A 23215-nucleotide genomic window follows, 5' to 3' on the forward strand; every position below is an offset into this window, starting at 1 on the left:
GCTTGCGCTGGGTCAGGCTTGGCTCTTGCATGCATCGACGCCGTCCGCCGGCCTCGCTACAATGTGGCCCAACGCGCTAAATGTTTTGCAAATAACATTTAATGGCTGTAACGTTACATCCATAACTTTTAAGGCGCAACCTTTTTTTATCTGCAACATTTCCCGATCAGGAAAACGCCTCATGGCATCGATGACCCCGACGTCGACCGGAAAGCCGGTCCCTCAACCCACGCTGGGCGAACGCGCGCGCGCCCAGCGGCTGTCGCGCATGCAGGACATGATCCGCGAGCAGGGCCCGACACCACTGGCGCGCATTGCCGAAGTGCTGGGAGTGACGGTAATGACGGTGCGGCGCGACCTGGCTGCCGACGATTCGCCGCTGATCTGCCTCGGCGGCCACGTGCTGGAAAGCAGCCCCGGCGCTGGCGAGAACCGCTACTCGATCGACCGCGAAGCCGACCAGCACGCCCAGCGCAAGCGCCTGGCCTGCCAGCGCGCGGCGCAGCGGGTGCAGGAGGGGGACAGCATTTTCATCGACTGCGGCACCACCATGACGCATCTGGCGGAGGCCTTGCCGGTTGATATCGGCCTGAGCGTGATTTGTTATTCCCTGAACATTGCCAACATCGTCAGCCAGCGTCCCAATACGCAGGTGATCCTGCTGGGCGGGCTGTATCACCCGTCATCGGCCTCGTTTGCGTCCGAAGAGGGCGTGGCCTATCTCAAGCGGCTGGGCGTGAACAAGGCCTTCCTGTCGGCGGGCGGGGTGGATGCGCGGCGCGGCGTGAGCTGTTCCAACTTCCACGAAGTGCCGATCAAGCAGGCGGCCATTGCCAGCGCGGCGGAGTGCTACGTGGTGATCGACCAGAGCAAGCTGGGCCGTTTTCGTCCGGCCTTCTACAGCACGCTGGAAGTGTTTTCGGGGATCGTGGTGGGCGGGACGCCGGAACAGGATCAGCTGGACCTGTTCTCGGACTTTCCCATCGAGGTGGTGGCAGGCTGAGACCCGCCACCGGATTGATGCGCAGGCAGGTCAGTTGCGGGTGGCGATGGAAGGATAGTCGCCGCAGCCTTCCGGCCAGGGCGTGAGGATTTCATAGCCCTTGGCGGTGACCACCACCATGTGTTCCCACTGGGCCGACAGCGAGCCGTCAGCGGTCAGCACGGTCCAGCCGTCGTCGAGCTGGCGCGTGTGGCGCTTCCCGGCGTTCAACATCGGTTCGATGGTGAAGATCATGCCTTCCTTGAGCGGCAGGCCGCTGTTGCGCTGGCCGTAGTGCAGCACTTGCGGTTCATCGTGGTAGATGGTGCCGATGCCGTGGCCGCAATATTCACGCACCACCGAGAAGCCGTCGCGCTGGGCCACGGTCTGGATCGCGTGGCCGACATCGCCCAGGGTCGCGCCCGGCCGCACCGCGCGGATGCCCGCGCACATGGCCTCGTAGGTGGTGTTGACCAGCTTGCGTGCGGTGGCGTTGGGCGAACCCACGAAGTACATGCGGCTGCAGTCGCCGTACCAGCCATCCTTGATGACGGCGACGTCGATGTTGATGATGTCGCCATCCTTGAGCACCTGGCCGCCGGGGATGCCGTGGCAGATCACGTCGTTGACGGAACTGCAGATGGTCTTGGGGAAGCCGTGGTAGCCGATGTTGGCCGGAGTGGCCTGTTGCACCTTGACGATGTGGTCATGGCAGATGCGGTCCAGTTCGTCGGTGGTGACACCGGCCTTGACGTGCTCGGCCACGATATGCAGCACTTCGGCCGCCAGTTGCCCGGCCACGCGGGCCTGGGCGATTTCTGCGGCGTTGCGCAGCTTCACTTTTCTCATGCTTGTCTGTTCGGTGGGTGCCGCGCGGTGCGCAGCGGTCGTTCGGGCGACTATTTTAGCCGGGCTGGCAGGCGGCTGCCGCATCGGCACCCGGTAATGGCGATTTTTCGAGGCGCGGCGCAGACTTTTTTCCACAGCCGTGCTGACGCGGACTTGTCAGTAGAATCGATGCAGACCGCATGATTCATTCATCGCATTGATCAATCCAACAGCATTACCAACCAACACGAACCCATGGAACTGAGGCAACTGCGCCAATTCATCGCGCTGGCAGAAGAAAAAAGTTTTACCCGGGCGGCCACGCGCTGCCATGTGGTGCAATCGGCGCTGTCGTCCTCGATCCGCCTGCTGGAAGAAGAACTGGCGGCAGCGCTATTCGTGCGCACCACGCGCCGGGTGGAGCTGACGGCGGCCGGCGAGGCTTTCCTGGAGAGTGCCCGCCGTTCACTGGCGGCGCTGGAACAGGGGGCCACCAACGTGGCCGACGTCAATGCCATGCGGCGTGGCCGGCTGTCCATCGGCACGGTGCAGAGCCTGCCCTCCTTCGTCGATCTGCCGGCGCTGCTGGCGCGTTTCCACCGCCGCCATCCGGCGGTGGAGGTGCGGCTGTGCCAGGGCGCGGCCGGCGAACTGAATGAAAAGATCGATGCCCGCCAGCTGGACCTGGCCATCCTGCCCATCGAGGAGAGCGGGGAGGGTTTGCAGCAACACATCATCGCCTGCGACGAACTGGTGCTGGCCTGCCATCCCAGCCATCGTCTGTCCAAGGCGCGTTCGGTGACACTGGAACAACTGGCCGGCGAGGGCTTCGTCGATTTCGAAACCGGGCTGGGTACGCGTGCGCTGGTGGATCGCGGCTTCGCCGAGGCGGGCTTGCGGCGTCGCGTGGCCTTCGAGGTCAGTGATCTGGTGACCTTGCTTGATCTGGTCGGGCATGGACTGGGCGTCGCGCTGTTGCCGCGCGATCTGGTGCATGCACGGCGTGGCAAGCTGGCCAGCGTCAAGCTGCGCGGAGTGGAGCTGTGCTGGGAGCTGGTGGTCACGCACAAGACTGCGGCCCGCAATGGCGTGCTGGTGCTGGATGCGGCACCGGCAGCGTTTCTGGAGTTGTTGATGGAGCAGGCGCAGGCCCGGGAACAAAACTGAATCAGCGCCCCGGCAGCAGCGCCTGCTCCGCCAGCTCGGCCCATCCTTCCGGATGTTCGCTGGCCTGCATGGAGCGGGCAATGGCGTGGCAGCGTTGCGCCACGTCAGGCGCTGCCAGCAGGCGCGCCAGCGCTGCTTGCAGGCGTGCTGCGGAAAGGCGTTTGGCCGGAATGATCTCGCCCACCCCCAGCCGTCTGACCCGATAAGCATTGTCGAACTGATCGTAGGCAAACGGCACCACCAGCTGCGGTACGCCTGCCCGCAAGGCAGCGGCGGTGGTACCGATACCGCCGTGATGGACGATGGCGGCCACCTCCGGCAGCAGGGCATCGAAGCTCACATAGGACTGCCACAGCACGCCCTCGGGCAAGACTGCCGTCAGTTGTTCGCGATGCCGGGTCACCAGCAGTGCGCGGCGGCCCAGAGCCTGTGCAGCCCGTACAGCGCTGGCGAAGAACTGTGCGGCATGCTGGTGGCCGGAGCCTGGCGTAAAGACGATGGGTGCCGGACCAGCGTCGAGAAACTGCCGCATGGCCGGTGTCCAGTCCGATGGCGAAGACGATGCCGGAGGCGGAAATTGTCCGCTCAGGAAAGGCTGCGGCCAATCCGGCTGGACCGCGCCGAACCAGTTCGGGAACAATCCCAGCGATGCATCCGGTGCCTGCATCACGTGCGCAAAGAAATGCGCCACCGGCGGCAATCCCAGCCTGGCCCGCACGGCATTGAGCGCGGGCAGCGCGGGCGGATCGATCATCCAGCGGTGTGCCAGTGACCACAGGGTCTTGCGCCAGGGCAGCGGCAGCCAGCCGGGGACGGGCAGTGATCCCATGGCCAGCAGGTCATGGCTGCTGCACAGGTTGGAGGGGGCGAGATAGGTGGCGACGATGCGCAGTCCGGGACGCAGGCTGCGCGCAATGTCAGCCGCCGGGACCAGCAAGGGATGGCTGAGGATGACGCACTCTTCCTCGGCAGGCAATTGAGCCACCAGCTGGTGCAGGCAATCGATGTAGGGCGCGGCGGCCCGGCAGATCACCTGCCAGCCCCGGCGCTCATCCCACAGGTCCGGATTGGCCAGCACGGCCTGGAATTCTTCCACGCTGCCCAGGGGATGGCAGGACAGTCCCGCTTGCTCGAACAAGGCCGCATGAAAACGCGGCACCACCATCAGCACCCGATGTCCCCGCGCTTGCAGGCCGAGACCGAGCGAGAGGAAGGGCAGCATGTCGCCGGTGGTGCCGGTGGTGGCGAGGATCAGCAGGGGAGCAGGGCGGGCAGGCGCTGGCATGGGTGGTTTGGGGGCGAAATGAAGAAGGCTTCAGGGGTGCGCGCCACTGTAGCCGATTTCGCTTGCCCTCGCCGTCGTCAGATGAAGCGTTTGACCGCTCGAGGCCCGAACAGCGCCACCACCATCATCACCAGTGCCACCCCCACGAAGCTCACCCGCAGCCCCAGGTGCTCGGCCACGCCACCGATGCACACCGGTCCCAGCAGCATGCCGACGTAGGCGAAGCGCGCCACGGCGGCGATGCTCTCGGCGGCCGGCATGCCCGGTACGCGTGCTGCGGCCAAGAAGAAGATCGGCATCAGGTTGGCAATGCCCAGCCCGGCCAGCAGCAGGCCGGCCATGGTCGCCAGCGGTGTCGGCAAGGCCGCCGCCAGCGCGATGCCGGCAGCCCCTGCCACCCCGCTCCAGAGCAGCGTACGCAGGCCGCCGATGCGTGCACGGATGCGGTCGCCGGTCAGCCGCCCGGCCGCCATGCCGGTAGAAAACGCGGCGTAGCTGTAGCTGACCCAGGCGGCGGGCGACTGGGCGATGTCGCGCATGTACACGGCGGCCCAGTCATACATGCCGCCTTCGCACATGAGTGCCAGGAAGGAGATCACGCCCAGCACCAGGACCATGCGGCGGGCGGATTTGTCGGTGCCGGGCGTGCTCGCGGTTTCATCATGGACATCGTCGGGCAAGGCGAAGGGGCCGATGGACAAGGCCACCGACAGCGTCACCGCCGCCACCAGCGCGGCATGCGCCAGGGGCGACAGGCCGGGCAGGGCGCCCAGCGCCGAGCCGGCGATGCCGCCGATGCTGAACATGGCGTGCAGGGTGGACATGATGGGCCGGCTGCGGCCGTTTTCCACCAGCGCGGCCTGGACCGACATGGCCACGTCGAAGGCGGCCATGGCGCTGCCGAACACCAGCAGCAGCGCTACCAGCATCCAGAACTGCGGGGCCAGCGGGATCAGCAGCAGCGTGGCCGCGTAGAGCATGCCGGCCTGGCGCAGGGCGCGCGCGCTGCCCACGCGCGCGATCCACTTGCCGGACTGGCCCATGGTCAGCAGGGCACCGCCGGCCACCGCCAGCATGGCCAGCGACAGCACCGCATCCGACAGGGCGAAGCGATCCTTCACCGAGGGAATCAGGATGCCCCAGGTGGCGAAGGTGGCCCCGTTGACGAAGAACTGCGCCATGGTGGCACGGGTGGCGTTGCGGATGCGGTGCGGGTGGAAAGCGGGTGCGGATGAGCTGCCTGAATGCATGGAGAGGTCTGGCGAAAGTCAAAGATCGTCACTTTGCCAGTTTTTGATTCATTCGTTAAATGGATTATTCAGATCAGCTTGATCGATCCCACAGATGAATCACGCTGGCCCTCTGATGCCGAGCGCCCTCAGCCAGAGATCAATCTGGCCATAGGCATCTTGTTGCCATTGTTCAGGTGTACGTTCGCCGAGGACCTGCGACTGCTCGACGAAGTGGCGCACACAGGTAGGTCCGAAACCGTCGACGCTGTCGAATTTGCGGTCAATGAAACCGTAACCGGCTGCCGCGCTGGGATGCAGCAGCAGGGCGCGGCATTCTTCTGCAAGCACATCCGCCCCGCCCGGATAGTTGCGGATGCAGTAGTAGATGTCATAGGCATCCTTTTGCTTGTAGCGCCCTTCGATGGCGTGCCCTTTCATGGCCAGCAAGGCGGGGATCGAGCACACCGCGATCTCGACCCGATTGGTGCCGCCGGTCGGCATGGGTCCGCTGATGGCAACCCATTGATAGAAACGCAGTGCGAGATCGGCCCCATCGGCGCGCTGCACGGCGAAGTCGCTGATGAGCGGCGGGACGTTCTTGACGATCTCTGCATCGCGCGGCATGAGGAAGTCGACGATGATATCGATGGACGCGCCTTCGTCTTCGGTGGGAACTTGCCGCAGCAACTGGAAGCGGCGCAGGTCCCGGCGCTGCTGATATCCGTGTTCCTGCAAGGCTTCTACCAGCGTTGCGTATTCACCGTCACCCAGCGCTTCGGCATCAAGGCTGAGGTCAACGTCCACCGTGCCCACGTGCGGCATGTCGTCATTGCCCAGCAGCAGCCACGGAACCGCACCGCCGACGATGGCGAATTTGCCTTTGAAACTCCCGAGGATCTGACCGATTTCGATCAGGACTTTTTTGACTGCAGTACTTGTACGATCATCGTAATCAGTGGCGGATTGCGGTTCGCCGGGCGTCAGCTTTTCCATGTGAGCAATGTCTTTCGGAGATGGTCTGCGGCCTCCCGTCCGCGTTCGCCTGCGTGGTGCAGGTCTAGATAGGTTTGAATGGGACTGGTGCAGACCGCGCCGGGCGCGGGTTCCTGCGTGTCACGAAGAAGATCGGCGTCGTCAAGCAGGTTCACCATGACGTTCTCGCCTTTGGCCGCAGAGGACAGCTTCAGGGCGGACTGCAGTGATTCCAACCCGGCTTCGGTTGCCTGGAAATAATGGGTTCCGGTCCTGGCGTAGGGGGCCAGCCATTGCGCCGCCGAGAACGATGAAAATGCGGCTGCGGGGAGTTCGTCTTCCCGGTGACGGCGCATGGCGTGCCGTGCCGCCTGTTCAAAGGCGCTTCCGTGCAGGGGCGTGTAGAAAGCCAGACGCTCACCGGCAGGTGGTGTATAGGCATCCTGCCATTCATCCAGCAGGGCATCCGGTTCTGACAGGAACAGGCCACCCTCCGCCACCTGGGCCCATTCGCGCTCGAGCAGAGCCGTGCGCACATTGCTGACGTGGCCGAGGCTGACCGCCGCCGCCTGAGCCAATTCCATGACGCGCCAGGCGCGCTGCGGGTCGCGCAGCAACACCCGCAACACTTGCGCTGATTTCGGTTTGAACAAGGAGCGCAGTGCCCGTCGGTCGGCAACGGGTTTGCTGGCCACCTGCCGTTCGATGAAGATGCCGTCGAAGACCAGGCGGGCATTGCCTTCCAGATCCAGGAAACCGGCTTCATGTTCACGGCACAGCGCCTGGGCATCGGGAGACAGGTAAGGGGCGATCAGGACGGGCGTGGCGTCCTTTGCGTGGTGCGACATGTAATCGCGCAGGGTCAGCAAGGCATGGCGCACATGGCGCGGTTGCCCCGAGGAATTGGCTTCGCACACCAATGCATGGCGTTTGCCTGCGACCTTGATCCGCGCCGTGAAATCGACGCCTGAATCCGCCATGGCGGTCTCGTGCTCGATGTCCAGCAACTTGAGCGCAGGCACCTGCAGCAGCAACGAGCGCAGGGCATGGGCTGCTTGGGTCTCAAACGATTTCATTGAATGATGTGTTTTCAGCATATGATGAAATTAGCACTTTCGATGAAATTGTCAACCCATGTTTTCAGTAAAGCGGTATATTTCAACATATGTTGAAATATGCGTTATTGGTGAAATATGCGCCGCTAATGTTCAGGCAGGATTATTGTTTGGCATCTCGGTAAACGCAAAAAAACCCGGCCAGCTTGCGCCGGACCGGGTTGAGGGACTACCGAGGAGGAAGTTTCGGCTTATCGCTTTACCATTCGGCAAAGCTGCCATCCTTGTGGCGCCAGATCGGGTTGCGCCAGCGGTGGCCGACTTCGGCACGCTGACGGACATACTCTTCATTGATCTCGATGCCCAGACCAGGGCCTTGCGGGATCTTGACGTAGCCGTCTTCATACGCGAACACGTTCTTGTCGCGGATGTAGTCCAGCAGGTCATTGCTTTCGTTGTAGTGAATGCCCAGGCTCTGCTCCTGGATGAAGGCGTTGTAGCTGCCGGCATCGACCTGCAGGCAGGAGGCCAGCGCGATCGGGCCCAGCGGGCAGTGCAGCGCCAGCGCCACGTCGTAGGCTTCGGCCATCATGGCGATCTTGCGGGTCTCGGTGATGCCGCCGGCGTGCGAGACGTCCGGCTGGATGATGTCCACATAGCCCTCGGAGAGGATGCGCTTGAAGTCCCAGCGCGAATACAGGCGCTCGCCCAGGGCGATCGGGGTCGAGGTCAGGTGGGCGATTTCCTTCAGGGCCTCCGAGTTTTCCGACAGCACCGGTTCTTCGATGAACATCAGCTTGTACGGCTCCAGTTCCTTGATCAGGACCTTGGCCATGGGCTTGTGCACGCGGCCGTGGAAGTCCACGCCGATGCCCACGTTCGGGCCCACGGCTTCACGCACCGCTTGCACGTTGGCCAGGGTCAGTTCGATCTTGTCGTGGCTGTCGATGAATTGCAGTTCTTCGGTGCCGTTCATCTTCACGGCAGTAAAGCCACGGGCCACGGCGTTCTTGGCCGCCGCTGCAGTATCGGCCGGACGGTCACCGCCGATCCAGGAATAGACGCGAATCGAGTTGCGCACCGCGCCGCCGAGCAGCTGGTGCACCGGCACGCCCAGGGCCTTGCCCTTGATGTCCCACAGGGCCTGGTCAATGCCGGCCAGTGCGCTCATGTGGATGGCACCGCCGCGATAGAAACCGCCGCGATAGAGCACGGTCCAGTGGTCTTCGATGTTGCGCGGGTCCTTGCCGACCAGGTAATCGGCCAGCTCGTCCACGGCTGCCGCGACGGTGTGCGCGCGGCCTTCCACGATGGGCTCGCCCCAGCCGACGATGCCTTCGTCAGTCTCGATCTTGAGGAAGCACCAGCGCGGGGGCACGATGAAGGTGGAGATCTTGGTGATTTTCATTGTTCGGTCCGGTTATGCGTTTAATCTGTTCTGTAGATGAATGATCGCTGTGCGATCGGTGACAACGATGAATCTGGTGTGCGGGAAATCAGCCCAGCGCCTTCCAGGCCGCCACGAAGGCCTGTGCACGCTGGCGCACTGCGTCGGCGGACAGGCCCGGCGTGTAGAGCGCCGATCCCAGGCCAAAGCCGGAGGCACCGGCCGCGCGGAACACCGCCATGCCTTCGGGCGTGATGCCACCGACCGGCAGCAACGCGATGTCGCGGGCGATCACGGCACGCCAGGCCTTGACCACCTGCGGACCCAGCTGTTCGGCCGGGAACATCTTGAGTACGTCAGCGCCGTTGTCCAGCGCCGCAAAAGCTTCGGTCACGGTGGCCACGCCCGGTGCGCTGTACAGGCCCGCATCGCGCGCGGCACGAATCACGGCGCCATCGCTGTGCGGCATGACGATCAGCTCGCCGCCGGCATTCTTGACGTCTTGCACCAGCGCGGGCTTCAGGACCGTACCGGCACCGACGATGCAGTCCGCCGGCAGGCTCTTGCGCAGGATGCTGATGCTGGCCAGCGGTTCGGGCGAATTCAGCGGGACTTCGATGATGCGGAAGCCGCTCTCGTAGAGGGCCGCGCCGATGGCTTCGGCTTCCTCGTTGCGCACGCCGCGCAGGATGGCAATCATGCCGGTGCTGCGCAGGGCGTCGTGGAATCGTTGGGAATGGGTGCTCATGGTCTTTTGTCCGGGTGCGTCGTAGGTGGTGCAGTAAAGGGGGCGATCAGGCCAGCAGGCCGGCGTGCTGCGCCAGGATCCACAGGCCCGCTTCGGTGGCGGCACCGGCCTCGGCGGCCGGGCCCAGTCCATACAGGTCCAGCGCCAGCTGGTAGCGGCGGCACAGGCCGGGGTCGCCGATCAGGACGATGGCCGGCGTGGTCGGATACAGATTCTTCAGGGCGGCGATCTCGTGGCCGATCAACAGGCCCGAGAGATAGTCGGGTTGCGCCTCGGCCGCCAGTTCACCGGTCAGGCCCAGGGTGCGGCTGCTGAAGATGTTGGAGAGCACGCCGCTCTTGCCTTGTGCGGTCCTGGCCACGCCGGCACCGCGCAGGAAAGCTTCGTCATCGGCCACCTCCGGTTTTTGCATGGTGCGGCCCAGGATGGTGTGGCCGCACAGCGCGCCATAGACTTCGCCGGTCATGAAAGTATCGAAATGTTCGATGCGGCCCTCGACCACGCGCACCCACTTCGAATGGGTGCCGGGCAGGCCGATCAGCAGCTCGCGCTCGGTACGGGTCTGCAGGGCACCGATGACCTGAGTCTCTTCGCCGCGCATCACATTGGGCAGGGCTCCGGCTTCCAGCAGGCCCGGCACGATCCACAGCGGACGGCCGAGGCCGGTGTCAACTTCGGTCAGCTGGCTGCCAATCAGCGCGGGGGCCAGCGGCACGTTCAGATAGGCGGCTTCACGCCAGCCCTGCTTGCTGCCGACCATGCCGGCCGCGATCAGAGGGGCGCCGGGCGCGGCCTTGAGCCAGTCGCCGCAGGCGGCTTCCAGCGCGGCACGGTAAGGCGCGTGGGCATCTTCGCCGTGGCCCACGGCCGGCAGGTTCATGATGCCCCAGGGATGGGCGCGGCGCTCCACCACCTGGCCGCTGCGATCGAAACGATAGCAGCGCAGCGAGGAGGTCCCCCAGTCGAGGGCAATCAGGGCGCAGTCTTGATTCAGTGCTTGGTTCATCGTCATTCTTTGCCGGCGTCAGCGCGCCAGGCTTGTCTGTTGGGTGGTGGCCTGGACTGGCTCCTGGGCGATCTCGCAGACCGTGAAGCGGGTCAGCAGCACCATGTCTTCTCCCGGTGCCAGCGCGATCAGGCCGGGCTGGTTCGGCTGGTGGAAGGCATCGATGGGATGCGTGACCGGTTCCAGGCAGAAATACGGCAGGCCATTGGGGCGGAACATCAGTACATAGCCGCTGCGATCCGTGGTGTGCATCTGCAGGCGCAGGCCGCGTGCCGGATCCTCGATCATGGCCAGACCGTCCCAGCCTTCGAAGCAGTTGTCGATCAGGCCGCCTTGCAGCGAGGCGGCGCGGTTGTAGTCCCAGCCGCTCGGCAGTTCCCGCGAGAAACCGGTGGGGATGCGGTCCGGCCCGGAGAGCCACACGCCGCGCGAACGGAATTGCAGGCGGGTTTGCGCGTCATGCAGGAAATAGGGATGCAGGCCCAGGCCGTAGGGCAAGGTCTCTTCGCCCGTATTGGTCACGCGCAATTCGATTTCCAGCGCGTTCTCGCGCAGGGTCAGCACCTGTCGCGCACGATAGACATAGGGGTTGCCGTCGCAGCGATGCGAATCCAGTTCCAGCGCCATGCGGTCGTCGGCCTGGGACACGATGGTCCAGGCCTGGCGCCAGCTGTCGCCGTGGATGGGATAGGGTTCGCCGGGACGATTGGGGCTCAGCGGATAATGCTTGCCGTTGAAATCGAAGCCGCCGCCGGTGATGCGGTTGGACCAGGGCAGCAGCGGGAAGCACGCGGTCGCGTACAGCTTTTCCGGGTCGGCACTCCAGGGGCGCAGCAGCGGCAGCCACTTGCGGTCACGCTGCCATTCCCAGCCGGCCAGTGCGCCGCCCAGCGTCGGCAGCACGTGCAGACGCTGGCGCCCTGACTGCAGGGTATGGATTTCCGGCAGCCCCTGGGAGCCTGCACGTTGGGCATCGCTTGCTCGGGATGGCATGGTGTCTCGTATCTTGTTATGGAGTGCTGCGTGCATCGTGGGCACGGGAACGCGTTGTCCATCGCGTCGTCCCCCTTGGGGCTGTCTGAAGTCGTCGGCAGGAAGAAGGAGTTGGCTCACGTGGGTTCGCGCCCGGTCTTCATGCAGTGCGCTTCAAAAAAATCTGGCTGATCCTATCACCGCACTCCGATAGGGAATAATGAAAAAATCATCGCAAACGATATCAAAAATGCGCGCCGTCCGCAGTGAGGCAGGCAGTGAGGCAGCATGCGTGGCCGGCATGCGCCAGCTCGATGCACAGGCGGGGCGCGCTGCCCCAACGATGTGCGAAACGATATCGAAAAACATTAAAAATTCATTGGATGCGAATTGGTCGCTTGCCTAATATGGAGCGCGAATCAAGGACGATCAGGGCTGTCCGCGATTCCAACCGCACCGCGCCGCTTCCAATTCATACCTACAAGTCCAACGCATTCCGGCGCAGCGCACCCCACGCATAGAACAAAGGGAAGTCCACAATTCCCTGTCAACGGAGACTGACAATGAATTCGAAGAGAAGAGCGCTTCTGGGCGCAGCCATTTGCATGAGCCTGGGCAGCGCCGTGAGCTTCCCCGCCTTTGCCGCCGACAAACCACTGACCATGGGCTTCTCCCAAGTGGGTGCCGAAAGTGAATGGCGCACCGCCAATACCGTATCGATCAAGGACGCCGCCAAGCAGGCCGGCGTCAACCTGAAATTCGCCGACGCCCAGCAGAAGCAGGAAAACCAGGTCAAGGCAATCCGCTCCTTCATCGCGCAAAAGGTCGACGTGATCGCCTTCTCGCCGGTGGTGGAATCGGGCTGGGAAACCGTGCTGCGTGAAGCCAAGGCCGCCAAGATTCCGGTCATCCTGACCGACCGCGCCGTCAACGTTTCTGACAAGTCGCTGTACGTCACCTTCATCGGTTCGGACTTCGTGGAAGAAGGCCGCCGCGCCGGCCGCTGGTTGCTGGACAAGGCCAAGTCCATGCCCGCCGGCGACATCAACATCGTCGAACTGCAAGGCACCGTCGGTTCGGCACCGGCCATCGACCGCAAGGCCGGTTTCGAGGAAGTCATCAAGAGCGAACCGCGCCTGAAGATCATCCGCTCGCAGACCGGCGACTTCACCCGCGCCAAGGGCAAGGAAGTGATGGAAGCCTTCCTCAAGGCCGAGGGCAAGAAGATCAACGTGCTCTACGCCCACAATGACGACATGGCCATCGGCGCCATCCAGGCCATCGAAGAAGCAGGCCTCAAGCCGGGCAAGGACATCACCATCATCTCCATTGATGGCGTCAAGGGTGCCTTCGAAGCCATGATGGCCGGCAAGCTCAATGTCACCGTCGAATGCAGCCCGCTGCTGGGCCCGCAACTGATGCAGATCGCCAAGGACATCAAGGCCGGCAAGGAAGTCCCCAAGCGCATCACCACCGAGGAAGGCATCTTCCCGGCCGAAGTGGCGGCCAAGGAATTCCCGAACCGCAAGTATTGATGCCTGCATGACGGCAGCGCGCGCACTGGATTGCCCAGGGCGCGCGCGGTGCTGGTGTGGCCTGATGGGAGTGCGCAAGACGGCGCGCGCCCATCAGGATTCCGATGCTTCTGATGGAGTTGCGATGACGATGTCTGTCGGGACGCAGGCGCGTCCCATGCTGGAATTGAGCGGTATCCACAAGGCATTCGCGGGCGTGAAGGCGCTCACCGATGTCGGCCTGCGGCTGTTCCCGGGGGAAGTGCATACCCTGATGGGACAGAATGGCGCAGGCAAGTCCACGCTGATCAAGGTCTTGACCGGCGTGCATGAACCCGATGCAGGCAAGATCGAACTGGATGGCCGCGCCATTGCGCCGGCCTCTACCCTGGAGGCGCAGTCGCTGGGCATCAGCACGGTCTACCAGGAAGTCAACCTGTGTCCCAATCTTTCCGTGGCCGAGAACATCTTCGTCGGCCGCTATCCCCGCCGTTTCGGCCGCATCGACTGGAAGAGCGTGCATGCACAGTCGAAGCAATTGCTGCAGCAGCTGCAGATCGACATCGATGTCGGCGCGCTGCTGTCGTCCTATCCGCTGGCGATCCAGCAGATGGTGGCGATCTCGCGTGCGCTCTCGGTCTCGGCCAAGGTGCTCATTCTCGATGAGCCGACCTCCAGCCTGGACGAAGCCGAGGTCCAGCAACTCTTCAAGGTGCTGCGCCGCCTGCGCGAGCAGGGGATGGCGATTCTTTTCGTGACCCACTTCCTGGACCAGACCTACGACATCTCGGATCGCATTACCGTGCTGCGCAATGGCGTGCGCGAGGGCGAATATCTGGTCGGCGATTTGTCGCGGCTGGACCTGGTCAACAAGATGGTCGGCGTGACCGCCGTCGATCACCGCAAGGTGGAAGCGGGTGCCGAGGCACTGGCTGCAGGGCTGTCGGCCGATGAAGCCGGCAAGGGCGAGGTCTTCCTGCAGGCGGATGGTTTCGGCCGGCGTGGCGTGCTGTCCCCGCAGGACCTGGAATTGCGGCGCGGTGAAGTCTTCGGCCTGTGCGGTCTGCTCGGTTCCGGACGGACCGAGATGGCGCGCCTGCTGTTCGGTGCCGACCGCGCCGATTGCGGGCAATTGCGCATCGAAGGCCGCAGCGTGAAGCTCGACAATCCGCGCGATGCGATCGCGGCGGGCATCGGTTTCTGTTCGGAGGATCGCAAGAAGGAGGGCGCGATCCTCGAACTCTCCGTGCGCGAAAACATCATCCTGGCGCTGCAGGCAAGGCAAGGGTTGTTCCGCGTGCTGCCGCGCAAGCGCCAGAACCAGATCGCCGCCGATTACGTCAAGTGGCTCGGCATCAAGACGGCCGACCTGGAAACGCCCATCGGTCTGCTCTCCGGCGGCAACCAGCAGAAGGCCTTGCTGGCGCGCTGGCTGGCCACCGATCCGGGCATGCTGATCCTGGATGAACCCACGCGCGGCATCGATGTGCGGGCCAAGCAGGAGATCATGGATTTCGTCATCGCCATGTGCCGCAAGGGCATGTCCATTCTTTTCATTTCCTCGGAGATTCCCGAGGTCCTGCGCTGCAGCGACCGCATGCTGGTGCTGCGTGACCGCCGCGCCTGCGGCGAGTACCGTCGCGGTGAGCTCGATGAGCAATCGGTCTTGCAGGTGATCGCGGGAGAGGCCGCATGAGTGCATCCATGGATTCCAAACTGATTCCCGACAGCGCCGCCAGCGGCAGCGCGCCGGTTTTTGCAGCACTGCTGCGTCACCCGCTGGTGCGTCCGCTGGCGGCGCTGGCCTTGCTGCTGCTGATCGATTTCCTGCTGGTGCCGGGCTTCTTCAAGCTGGAGATCAAGGATGGCCACCTGTATGGCGCACTGATCGACATCATCAACCGTGCCGCACCGCTGATGCTGGCAGCGCTCGGCATGACGCTGGTGATCGCCACGCGCGGGGTGGACATTTCGGTGGGCGCGGTGGTGGCCATCTCCGGTGCCGTTGCGGCCGTTCTCATCGGCGGCAAGATGGTGGTGGTCAATGGTGTCTCTGAATACGTCAGCAACGTGCCGATGGTGTGGGCCCTGTGCGCGGCGATGGGTGCGGCACTGCTGTGCGGAGCGTGGAACGGCTTGCTGGTGGCCGGTCTCGGACTGCAGCCCATCATCGCCACGCTGATCCTGATGGTAGCCGGACGCGGGCTGGCGCAGCTGCTCACCGATGGCCAGATCGTGACGGTGTATTACAAGCCCTTCTTCTTCCTGGGCGGTGGCTACCTGTTCGGCTTGCCGTTCTCGCTCTACATCGCCGGGGCCATGTTCCTGCTGCTGGCATTGCTGATGAAGAAGACCGCGCTGGGGCTGTTCATCCAGTCGGTCGGCATCAATCCGGTGGCCTCGCGCCTGGCCGGCATCCGTACTGCCGCGCTGATCTTCTTCGTCTACATGTTCTGCAGTGCCTGCGCCGGGTTGGCGGGGTTGATGATCGCCTCCAACATCAAGAGCGCCGACGCCAACAACGCCGGCCTGCTGCTGGAACTGGATGCGATCCTGGCCGTGACCCTGGGCGGCACCTCGCTGGCCGGGGGCAAGTTCAGCCTGGTGGGCAGCGTCATCGGTGCGCTCATCATCCAGACGCTGACTTATACGATCTATTCGCTGGGGGTGCCGCCGGAAGTCAATATGGTGGTCAAGTCCATCGTGGTGTTCCTGGTCTGCCTGTCGCAGTCGCCGGAGTTCCGCCGCATGTTGAGGATGTCCAAATCATGATGCTTGCTTCTTCCTTGCGGCGCGCTTCGCACGCGCCGTGGTTCACCTCCATGGTTACGGTGGCGCTGCTGGTGCTGATGCTGGTCATCGGGGCGTTTGGCTACGATGGCTTCCTGTCGCCGCAGGTGATGCTGAACCTGCTGATCGACAATGCCTTCCTGCTGGTGGTGGCCATCGGCATGACCTTCGTCATCCTTTCCGGCGGCATTGACCTCTCGGTCGGGTCGGTGCTGGCGCTGACCACCATGGTGGCGGCTTTCCTGCTGCAGAACTGGCACTGGCCGCCGCTGCTGGTGATCGCGACCGTCCTGCTGATGGGCGCGGGCTTCGGTGCGGCGATGGGCGCGATGATCCATTACTTCAAACTGCAGGCCTTCATCGTCACCCTGGCAGGGATGTTCCTGGCGCGCGGACTGTGCTACCTCATCAGCATCAATTCCATCACCATCGATGAGCCACTGTTCGTGGAACTGTCGCAGTCGCGGCTGGAGTTCGGCGGACTGTTCATCTCGCCCAGCGTGGTCATCGCCCTGATCGTGCTGGCCGTGGCGATCTGGATGGCCCATGGCACCCGCTTCGGACGCGCCGTCTACGCCATCGGCGGCAGCGAGAGCTCGGCGCTGCTGATGGGCTTGCCGGTCGGACGCACCAAGGTTCTGGTGTATGCCTTCAGCGGATTCTGCGCATCGGTGGCGGGTGTGCTGTTCTCCTTCTACATGCTTTCGGGGTACGGGTTGCATGCGCAGGGTGTGGAACTGGACGCGATTGCGGCCGTGGTCATCGGCGGCACGCTCCTCACCGGCGGCTATGGTTACGTGGCGGGAACACTGACCGGCGTGCTCATCCTTGGCGTGATCCAGACCCTCATTGCCTTCGATGGCAGCCTCAGTTCGTGGTGGACCAAGATCTTCATTGGCGCGCTGCTGTTCGTCTTTTGCGTCGCGCAGCGTGTCATTTCCCTGGGAGCCCTGCGCGGCAAATCGGCCGGATCGGCGAAAGCCGCGCCAGCCGTGGCTTAGGCGGGATTTTTTAAGCTTAATTAAGATAACTTTACATAGAGGGAGTTATACCGAAAAACATATCCATTACGCTCAAAAAATCATTAGAAATGTATTGGTAAAGCAATTAATGTAGAGCCCGCAAAACAGTTGCTCTGCATGACATTCATCAGAAATCACGGCGCTGTTTTAGATAACTACAACACGCCATTCCAACAATGAGACTGGAGACTCGAAGCATGAAAATCAAATCCGTATTGAGCGGTATTGCCCTCGGCCTGGGCGTCACCCTGATGTCCATCAGCGCCCAAGTGAGCGCACAGAGCAAGCAGCTGGTCGGTGTGGCCATGCCCACCAAGTCTTCGGCACGCTGGATCGCTGACGGCAACAACATGGTCAAGGTCCTGAAGGAAAAGGGCTACCAGACCGACCTGCAATACGCGGAAGACGACATCCCCAACCAGCTGTCCCAGATCGAGAACATGCTGACCAAGGGCGCCAAGGTGCTGGTGATCGCCGCCATCGACGGCACCACCCTGACCGACGTGCTGCAGAAGGCCGCCGACAAGGGCGTCAAGGTCATCGCTTATGACCGCCTGATCCGTGGTTCCAAGAACGTCGACTACTACGCCACCTTCGACAACTTCCAGGTCGGCGTGCTGCAGGCACAATCGCTGGAAAAGGCCCTGGGCCTGAAGGAAGGCAAGGGTCCGTTCAACATCGAACTGTTCGGCGGTTCCTCGGACGACAACAACGCGTTCTTCTTCTACAACGGCGCCATGTCGGTCCTGAAGCCCTACATCGACAGCGGCAAGCTGGTGGTGCGTTCCAAGCAGATGGGCATGGACAAGGTTGCGACCCTGCGCTGGGATCCGGCTACCGCCCAAGCCCGTATGGACAACCTGCTGTCGGCCTTCTACACCAACGCCAAGGTCAACGCCGTGCTGTCCCCGTATGACGGCCTGTCCATCGGTATCCTGTCCTCGCTGCGCGGCGTCGGCTACGGCACCCCGCAACAGCCGTTCCCGTATGTCTCGGGTCAGGATGCGGAAGTGCCTTCGGTCAAGTCCATCATCCGTGGCGAACAGTACTCCACCATCTTCAAGGACACCCGCGAACTGGCCAAGGTTACCGTCGGTATGGTTGACGCCGTCCTGGGTGGCAAGCAACCCCAGATCAACGACACCAAGACCTACAACAACGGCGTGAAGGTTGTGCCTTCCTACCTGTTGAAGCCGGTCGTGGTCGACAAGTCGAACTGGAAGGAAATCCTGGTGGGCAGCGGTTACTACACCGAAGCACAACTGAAGTAATCCTTTGATGTAATACGCGGGCGGCCGGCATCCTCGATGTCGTCGCCGCCTGCGGCAGTACCGCAAGACCCAACAAGAACAAGAATCACCGTAAGAAGAACAGCATGGTCCCGCTCTGTGCGGGACTAATTCTTTCAGGAAGTCGCGCTTGCCCCACTGCAACGCGCAAGAGACAAACAAGTCCGGCTACGTGATCCACGCAAGCCCGGCAAATGAGAGGTCAGCATCATGAGCAACATTCTGGAAATGCGCGGCATCGAGAAAAGCTTCCCGGGTGTGAAGGCGTTGAACAACGTCAACCTGGCCGTGCGCGAAGGCGAGATCCATGCGATCGTCGGCGAAAACGGCGCCGGCAAATCCACGCTGATGAAGGTGCTCTCGGGCGTCTACCCGCACGGCAGCTATTCCGGCGACATCGTCTACAAGGGTGAGGTGCGTGCCTTCAAGGATATCCGCGACAGCGAACACCTGGGCATCATCATCATCCACCAGGAGCTGGCGCTGGTGCCGCTGCTGTCGGTGATGGAAAACCTGTTCCTCGGCAACGAGCAAGCCCGCGGCGGCGTGATCGACTGGGAACAATCCTACGTGCGCGCCAAGGAACTGCTGGCCAAGGTCGGTCTGAAGGAATCCCCGCTGACCAAGGTCGGTGACCTCGGCGTGGGCAAGCAGCAGTTGATCGAGATCGCCAAGGCGCTCTCCAAGGAAGTCAAGCTGCTGATCCTGGACGAGCCGACCGCCAGCCTCAATGAAAGCGACTCCGATGCGCTGCTGGAACTGCTGCTGGAACTGAAGCGCCAGGGCATCGCCTCGATCCTGATCTCGCACAAGCTCAACGAAATTTCCAAGGTGGCCGATTCGATCACCGTGCTGCGCGACGGCACCACGGTCGATACCTTCGACTGCCGCGCTGAACCGATCAGCGAAGACCGCATCATCCAGCACATGGTGGGCCGCGAAATGGCCGACCGCTATCCGCAGCGCGATCCCAAGATCGGCGACGTGATTTTTGAAGTGCGCGACTGGCGTGTGCACCATCCGCTGCACTCGGATCGCCTGGCCATCAAGGACGTCAACATGACCGTGCGCGCTGGCGAGATCGTCGGCATCGCCGGGCTGATGGGTGCGGGCCGTACCGAGCTGGCCAAGAGCATCTTCGGCCGTGCCTACGGCAAGAAGATCACCGGCCAGGCCTTCCTGCACGGCAAGGAAGTGGACCTGTCCACCATCGAGAAGGCCATCGACAAGGGCATCGCCTACGTCACCGAAGACCGCAAGGGCGATGGCCTGGTGCTGGAAGAAGACATCAAGAAGAACATCTCGCTGGCCAATCTGGGCGGCGTCTCCGAGCGCACCGTCATCGACGAGGCGCGCGAGTACAAGATCGCGGCCGATTTCAAGCAGCAGATGCGCATCCGCTGTTCCAGCGTGCTGCAGAAGGTGGTCAACCTCTCCGGCGGCAATCAGCAGAAGGTGGTGCTGTCGAAGTGGCTGTTCTCCCAGCCGGAAGTGCTGATCCTGGATGAACCCACGCGCGGCATCGACGTCGGTGCCAAGTTCGAGATCTACAACATCATCAGCAAGCTGGCGGCCGAGGGCAAGTGCATCATCATGATCTCCTCGGAAATGCCGGAACTGCTGGGCATGTGCGACCGCATCTACGTGATGAACGAAGGCCAGTTCGTGGGCCACCTGCCCAAGGCCGAAGCGACTCAGGAAAGCATCATGCGCGCCATCATGCGCAACAAGCGCATCGATGATCCGGGCCTGTCGCAAGCCGCCTGAACACCCATTATCAAGCCGGAGCCAAACCGGCAGCATCACCCATAAAGTCCATCAAGACCAGAGAGCACCCGAGGAGCAAGACAATGGAGAGCATTGACATGAGCAAGAAACCGGCCGTCGCCAGCGGCGCCGTCGAAAAGAAGGACTACGGCAGCTTCCTGAAGAACAACATGCGCGAATACGGCATGCTGATGTCGCTGGTGGCCATCATGGCCTTCTTCCAGATCATGACCGACGGCACGCTGATGCGTCCGCTGAACCTGACCAACCTGGTCCTGCAGAACAGCTACATCGTCATCATGGCGCTGGGCATGCTGATGGTGATCGTGGCCGGCCACATCGACCTGTCGGTGGGCTCGGTGGTGGGCCTGATCGGCGCACTGGCCGCCGTGCTGATGGTGGACTACGGCTGGGGCTTCGTGCCGGCCTCCATTGTCTGCCTGATCGCCGGCGCCCTGATCGGCGCAGCGCAGGGCTACTGGATCGCCTACTTCAAGATCCCGTCCTTCATCGTCACCCTGGCCGGCATGCTGGTCTTCAAGGGCATGGCGCTGGCACTGCTGCAAGGCCAATCCCTGGGCCCCTTCCCGCAGACCTTCCAGATGCTGTCCTCGGGCTTCATCCCTGAGCTGACCGACAACACCACCTTCCGCACCACCTCGCTGATCGTCGGCATCATTGCCGCCGTGGTGCTGATCCTGGTCAAGCTGCATGGCCGCCGCAAGCAGACCAAGCATGGCATGGAAGATGAACCGGCCATGTTCTTCCTGCTCAAGAACGGCGTCTTCGCCATCGCCATCATCGCCTTCAGCTACCTGCTGTCGACCTATCGCGGCATGCCCAACGTGCTGATCATCATGTTCGCGCTGATGGTGCTCTACACCTTCATCACCAGCCGTACCACCCTGGGCCGTCGCGTCTATGCCGTGGGCGGCAATGAAAAGGCGGCCAAGCTGTCGGGCATCAAGACCGAGCGCGTGTCCTTCTTCACCTTCGTCAACATGGGCGTGCTGGCGGCACTGGCCGGCCTGATCTTCGCAGCGCGTCTGAACACCGCCACCCCCAAGGCGGGCCTGGGCTTCGAACTGGACGTGATCGCAGCCTGCTTCATCGGCGGCGCATCGGCTTCCGGCGGCGTGGGCAAGGTCATGGGTGCAGTCATCGGCGCCTTCATCATGGGCGTGATGAACAATGGCATGTCCATCATGGGCATCGGCATCGACTACCAGCAGATGATCAAGGGCCTGGTCCTGCTGATGGCCGTCTGCTTCGACGTCTACAACAAGAACAAGTAATCCGGATCAAGCAAGGCGGGCCTGGCGCCCGCCTTTTGCATTCGGGTGCAAGCGTTTTTCGAGATCCTTCGTTTTCTGTCATTCGGGAATTCAACAATGAGTAGCGACAAAAAAGACAAGAGCCGCACCCTGCGCTCGGCCGGCTGGTTCGGTACCGCCGACAAGAACGGTTTCATGTACCGCAGCTGGATGAAGAACCAGGGCATCCCCGACCACGAGTTCCAGGGCAAGCCGGTCATCGGCATCTGCAACACCTGGTCGGAACTGACGCCCTGCAACGCCCACTTCCGCAAGATCGCCGAACACGTGCGTCGCGGCATCATCGAAGCCGGCGGCTTCCCGGTGGAATTCCCGGTGTTCTCCAACGGTGAATCCAACCTGCGCCCGACCGCCATGCTGACCCGCAACCTGGCCAGCATGGACGTGGAAGAATCGATCCGCGGCAATCCGATCGACGGCGTGGTGCTGCTGACCGGCTGCGACAAGACCACCCCGGCCCTGCTGATGGGCGCGGCCAGCTGCGACGTGCCGGCCATCGTCGTCACCGGCGGTCCGATGCTCAACGGCAAGCACCAGGGCCGCGACATCGGTTCCGGTACCGTGGTGTGGCAATTGTCGGAACAGGTCAAGGCCGGTGAAATCACCATCCACGACTTCATGGCGGCTGAGGCCGGCATGTCGCGTTCGGCCGGTACCTGCAACACCATGGGCACCGCCTCCACCATGGCGTGCATGGCCGAGTCGCTGGGCGTGTCGCTGCCGCACAATGCGGCGATTCCGGCCGTTGATGCGCGCCGCTATGTTCTCGCGCACTTGTCCGGCATGCGTATCGTCGACATGGTCTGGGAAGGCCTGACCCTGTCCAAGATCCTGACCCGCAAGGCCTTCGAGAATGCGATCCGCACCAACGCCGCCATCGGTGGTTCCACCAATGCCGTGATCCACCTGAAGGCCATCGCCGGCCGCATCGGCGTGGACCTTGAGCTGGAAGACTGGACCCGCATCGGCCGTGGCACCCCGACCATCGTCGACCTGCAGCCCTCGGGCCGCTACCTGATGGAAGAGTTCTACTACGCCGGCGGCCTGCCTGCCGTGCTGCGCCGCATGGGCGAAGCCGACCTGCTGCCGCACAAGGATGCCCTGACCGTCAACGGCCAGACCATGTGGGACAACGTCAAGGATGCGCCGATCTACAACGATGAAGTGGTGCGCCCGCTGGCCAAGCCGCTGATCGAGGATGGCGGCATCTGCATCCTGCGCGGCAACCTGGCGCCGCGCGGCGCGGTACTGAAGCCGTCGGCGGCCACGCCTGAACTGATGAAGCATCGCGGCCGCGCCGTGGTCTTCGAGGACTTCGCGCACTACAAGGAACGCATCAACGATCCTGATCTGGACGTCGATGCCAGCTGCGTGCTGGTGATGAAGAACGTCGGTCCCAAGGGTTATCCGGGCATGGCTGAAGTGGGCAACATGGGCTTGCCGCCCAAGGTGCTGGCTACCGGTGTGAAGGACATGGTCCGCATTTCGGATGCGCGCATGAGCGGTACCGCCTACGGCACCGTGATCCTGCACGTGGCGCCGGAAGCGGCTGCCGGCGGTCCGCTGGGCATCGTGCAGGATGGCGACTTCATCGAACTTGACGCCTATGCCGGCAAGCTGCAGCTGGACATCAGCGAAGAAGAGATGCAGCGCCGCCTGGCCGAACGCGCCAAGGTGCTGGCCGAACGCAAACCGGAGATGGCCGGCGGTTACCAGTCCCTGTACGTGGACCGCGTGCTGCAGGCTGACGAAGGCTGTGACTTCGACTTCCTGGTCGGTTGCCGTGGCGCGGCCGTGCCCAAGCACTCGCACTGATCTTCTTCCCGTCATCATGATGCCGGTGCCGCGCTGTGCGCGCGCACCGG

General features: G+C 63.0%; 19 protein-coding genes. 10 read left to right on the forward strand and 9 right to left on the reverse strand.

Features of this window, described 5'->3' with window-relative positions; genetic code table 11:
• Window positions 1–181: 181 nt before the first annotated feature.
• On the forward strand, window positions 182–1003 hold the full coding sequence (locus JOD78_RS12675; protein ID WP_034336049.1) for a DeoR/GlpR family DNA-binding transcription regulator: 822 nt from the start codon (window positions 182–184) through the stop codon (window positions 1001–1003).
• 30 nt (window positions 1004–1033) lie between these two features.
• Here JOD78_RS12675 and map read toward each other — a convergent pair whose 3' ends face one another.
• Window positions 1034–1831, reverse strand: a complete 798-nt coding sequence (gene map, locus JOD78_RS12680; RefSeq protein WP_034336051.1) for a type I methionyl aminopeptidase — start codon at window positions 1829–1831, stop codon at window positions 1034–1036.
• Window positions 1832–2065: 234 nt separating this feature from the next.
• Between map and JOD78_RS12685 the strand changes: the two genes are divergently transcribed.
• Window positions 2066–2977, forward strand: coding sequence for a LysR substrate-binding domain-containing protein (locus JOD78_RS12685; RefSeq protein WP_134137225.1), 912 nt, complete (start codon window positions 2066–2068; stop codon window positions 2975–2977).
• A 1-nt stretch (window position 2978) separates the two neighbouring features.
• Here the strand turns inward: JOD78_RS12685 and JOD78_RS12690 are convergent, their stop codons facing one another.
• The 8 genes from JOD78_RS12690 to JOD78_RS12725 all read right to left on the reverse strand — a co-directional run bounded on the left by JOD78_RS12690 (window position 2979) and on the right by JOD78_RS12725 (window position 11655).
• A complete protein-coding gene (locus tag JOD78_RS12690; protein ID WP_209567825.1) occupies window positions 2979–4262 on the reverse strand; it encodes a glycosyltransferase in 1284 nt (427 codons plus the stop codon).
• 77 nt (window positions 4263–4339) lie between these two features.
• Window positions 4340–5512, reverse strand: a complete 1173-nt coding sequence (locus JOD78_RS12695) for an MFS transporter (RefSeq protein ID WP_209567823.1) — start codon at window positions 5510–5512, stop codon at window positions 4340–4342.
• Between the two features lie 99 nt (window positions 5513–5611).
• On the reverse strand, window positions 5612–6487 hold the full coding sequence (locus JOD78_RS12700) for a nucleotidyl transferase AbiEii/AbiGii toxin family protein (protein ID WP_209567821.1): 876 nt from the start codon (window positions 6485–6487) through the stop codon (window positions 5612–5614).
• Complete coding sequence (locus JOD78_RS12705) at window positions 6475–7563, reverse strand: type IV toxin-antitoxin system AbiEi family antitoxin (protein ID WP_209567819.1); 1089 nt, start codon at window positions 7561–7563, stop codon at window positions 6475–6477. Before JOD78_RS12705 ends, JOD78_RS12700 begins: the two co-directional genes overlap by 13 nt.
• A 217-nt stretch (window positions 7564–7780) precedes the next feature.
• Window positions 7781–8929, reverse strand: coding sequence for a galactonate dehydratase (gene dgoD / locus JOD78_RS12710; RefSeq protein WP_034336070.1), 1149 nt, complete (start codon window positions 8927–8929; stop codon window positions 7781–7783).
• Window positions 8930–9017: 88 nt separating this feature from the next.
• Window positions 9018–9656 carry a 2-dehydro-3-deoxy-6-phosphogalactonate aldolase gene (locus JOD78_RS12715; protein WP_121044395.1) on the reverse strand — a complete coding sequence of 213 codons (639 nt, stop codon included), beginning with the start codon at window positions 9654–9656 and terminating at the stop codon, window positions 9018–9020.
• A 46-nt stretch (window positions 9657–9702) separates the two neighbouring features.
• The gene (locus JOD78_RS12720; protein ID WP_134137218.1) at window positions 9703–10662 is read right to left on the reverse strand and encodes a 2-dehydro-3-deoxygalactonokinase; all 960 of its coding nucleotides are present in this window, start codon (window positions 10660–10662) and stop codon (window positions 9703–9705) included.
• A gap of 18 nt (window positions 10663–10680) precedes the next feature.
• Entirely contained in the window at window positions 10681–11655 is a 975-nt protein-coding gene (locus tag JOD78_RS12725; RefSeq protein ID WP_209567817.1) for an aldose 1-epimerase, read from the reverse strand.
• Window positions 11656–12197: 542 nt separating this feature from the next.
• Between JOD78_RS12725 and JOD78_RS12730 the strand changes: the two genes are divergently transcribed.
• The 8 genes from JOD78_RS12730 to JOD78_RS12765 all read left to right on the forward strand — a co-directional run bounded on the left by JOD78_RS12730 (window position 12198) and on the right by JOD78_RS12765 (window position 23165).
• Window positions 12198–13169, forward strand: a complete 972-nt coding sequence (locus JOD78_RS12730) for an ABC transporter substrate-binding protein (RefSeq protein ID WP_039789112.1) — start codon at window positions 12198–12200, stop codon at window positions 13167–13169.
• 124 nt (window positions 13170–13293) lie between these two features.
• Window positions 13294–14844 (forward strand): sugar ABC transporter ATP-binding protein, encoded by a 1551-nt coding sequence (locus JOD78_RS12735; RefSeq protein WP_034336094.1) that lies wholly within the window; start codon window positions 13294–13296, stop codon window positions 14842–14844.
• Complete coding sequence (locus JOD78_RS12740; RefSeq protein ID WP_121044384.1) at window positions 14841–15920, forward strand: ABC transporter permease; 1080 nt, start codon at window positions 14841–14843, stop codon at window positions 15918–15920. Before JOD78_RS12735 ends, JOD78_RS12740 begins: the two co-directional genes overlap by 4 nt.
• On the forward strand, window positions 15917–16939 hold the full coding sequence (gene yjfF, locus JOD78_RS12745) for a galactofuranose ABC transporter, permease protein YjfF (RefSeq protein WP_121044381.1): 1023 nt from the start codon (window positions 15917–15919) through the stop codon (window positions 16937–16939). The genes JOD78_RS12740 and yjfF overlap by 4 nt, the downstream gene beginning before the upstream one ends.
• Window positions 16940–17157: 218 nt before the next feature.
• Complete coding sequence (gene chvE / locus JOD78_RS12750; RefSeq protein WP_034336091.1) at window positions 17158–18231, forward strand: multiple monosaccharide ABC transporter substrate-binding protein; 1074 nt, start codon at window positions 17158–17160, stop codon at window positions 18229–18231.
• A 228-nt stretch (window positions 18232–18459) separates the two neighbouring features.
• Window positions 18460–20016, forward strand: coding sequence for a multiple monosaccharide ABC transporter ATP-binding protein (gene mmsA, locus JOD78_RS12755; protein ID WP_039789107.1), 1557 nt, complete (start codon window positions 18460–18462; stop codon window positions 20014–20016).
• Window positions 20017–20099: 83 nt separating this feature from the next.
• On the forward strand, window positions 20100–21311 hold the full coding sequence (mmsB, locus tag JOD78_RS12760) for a multiple monosaccharide ABC transporter permease (protein ID WP_039789105.1): 1212 nt from the start codon (window positions 20100–20102) through the stop codon (window positions 21309–21311).
• Between the two features lie 96 nt (window positions 21312–21407).
• Entirely contained in the window at window positions 21408–23165 is a 1758-nt protein-coding gene (locus tag JOD78_RS12765) for an IlvD/Edd family dehydratase (protein WP_039789103.1), read from the forward strand.
• The last annotated feature ends 50 nt before the right edge of the window (window positions 23166–23215 follow it).

Source organism: Herbaspirillum sp. 1130 (assembly GCF_017833835.1).
Taxonomy (GTDB): Bacteria; Pseudomonadota; Gammaproteobacteria; order Burkholderiales; family Burkholderiaceae_D; genus Herbaspirillum; species Herbaspirillum huttiense.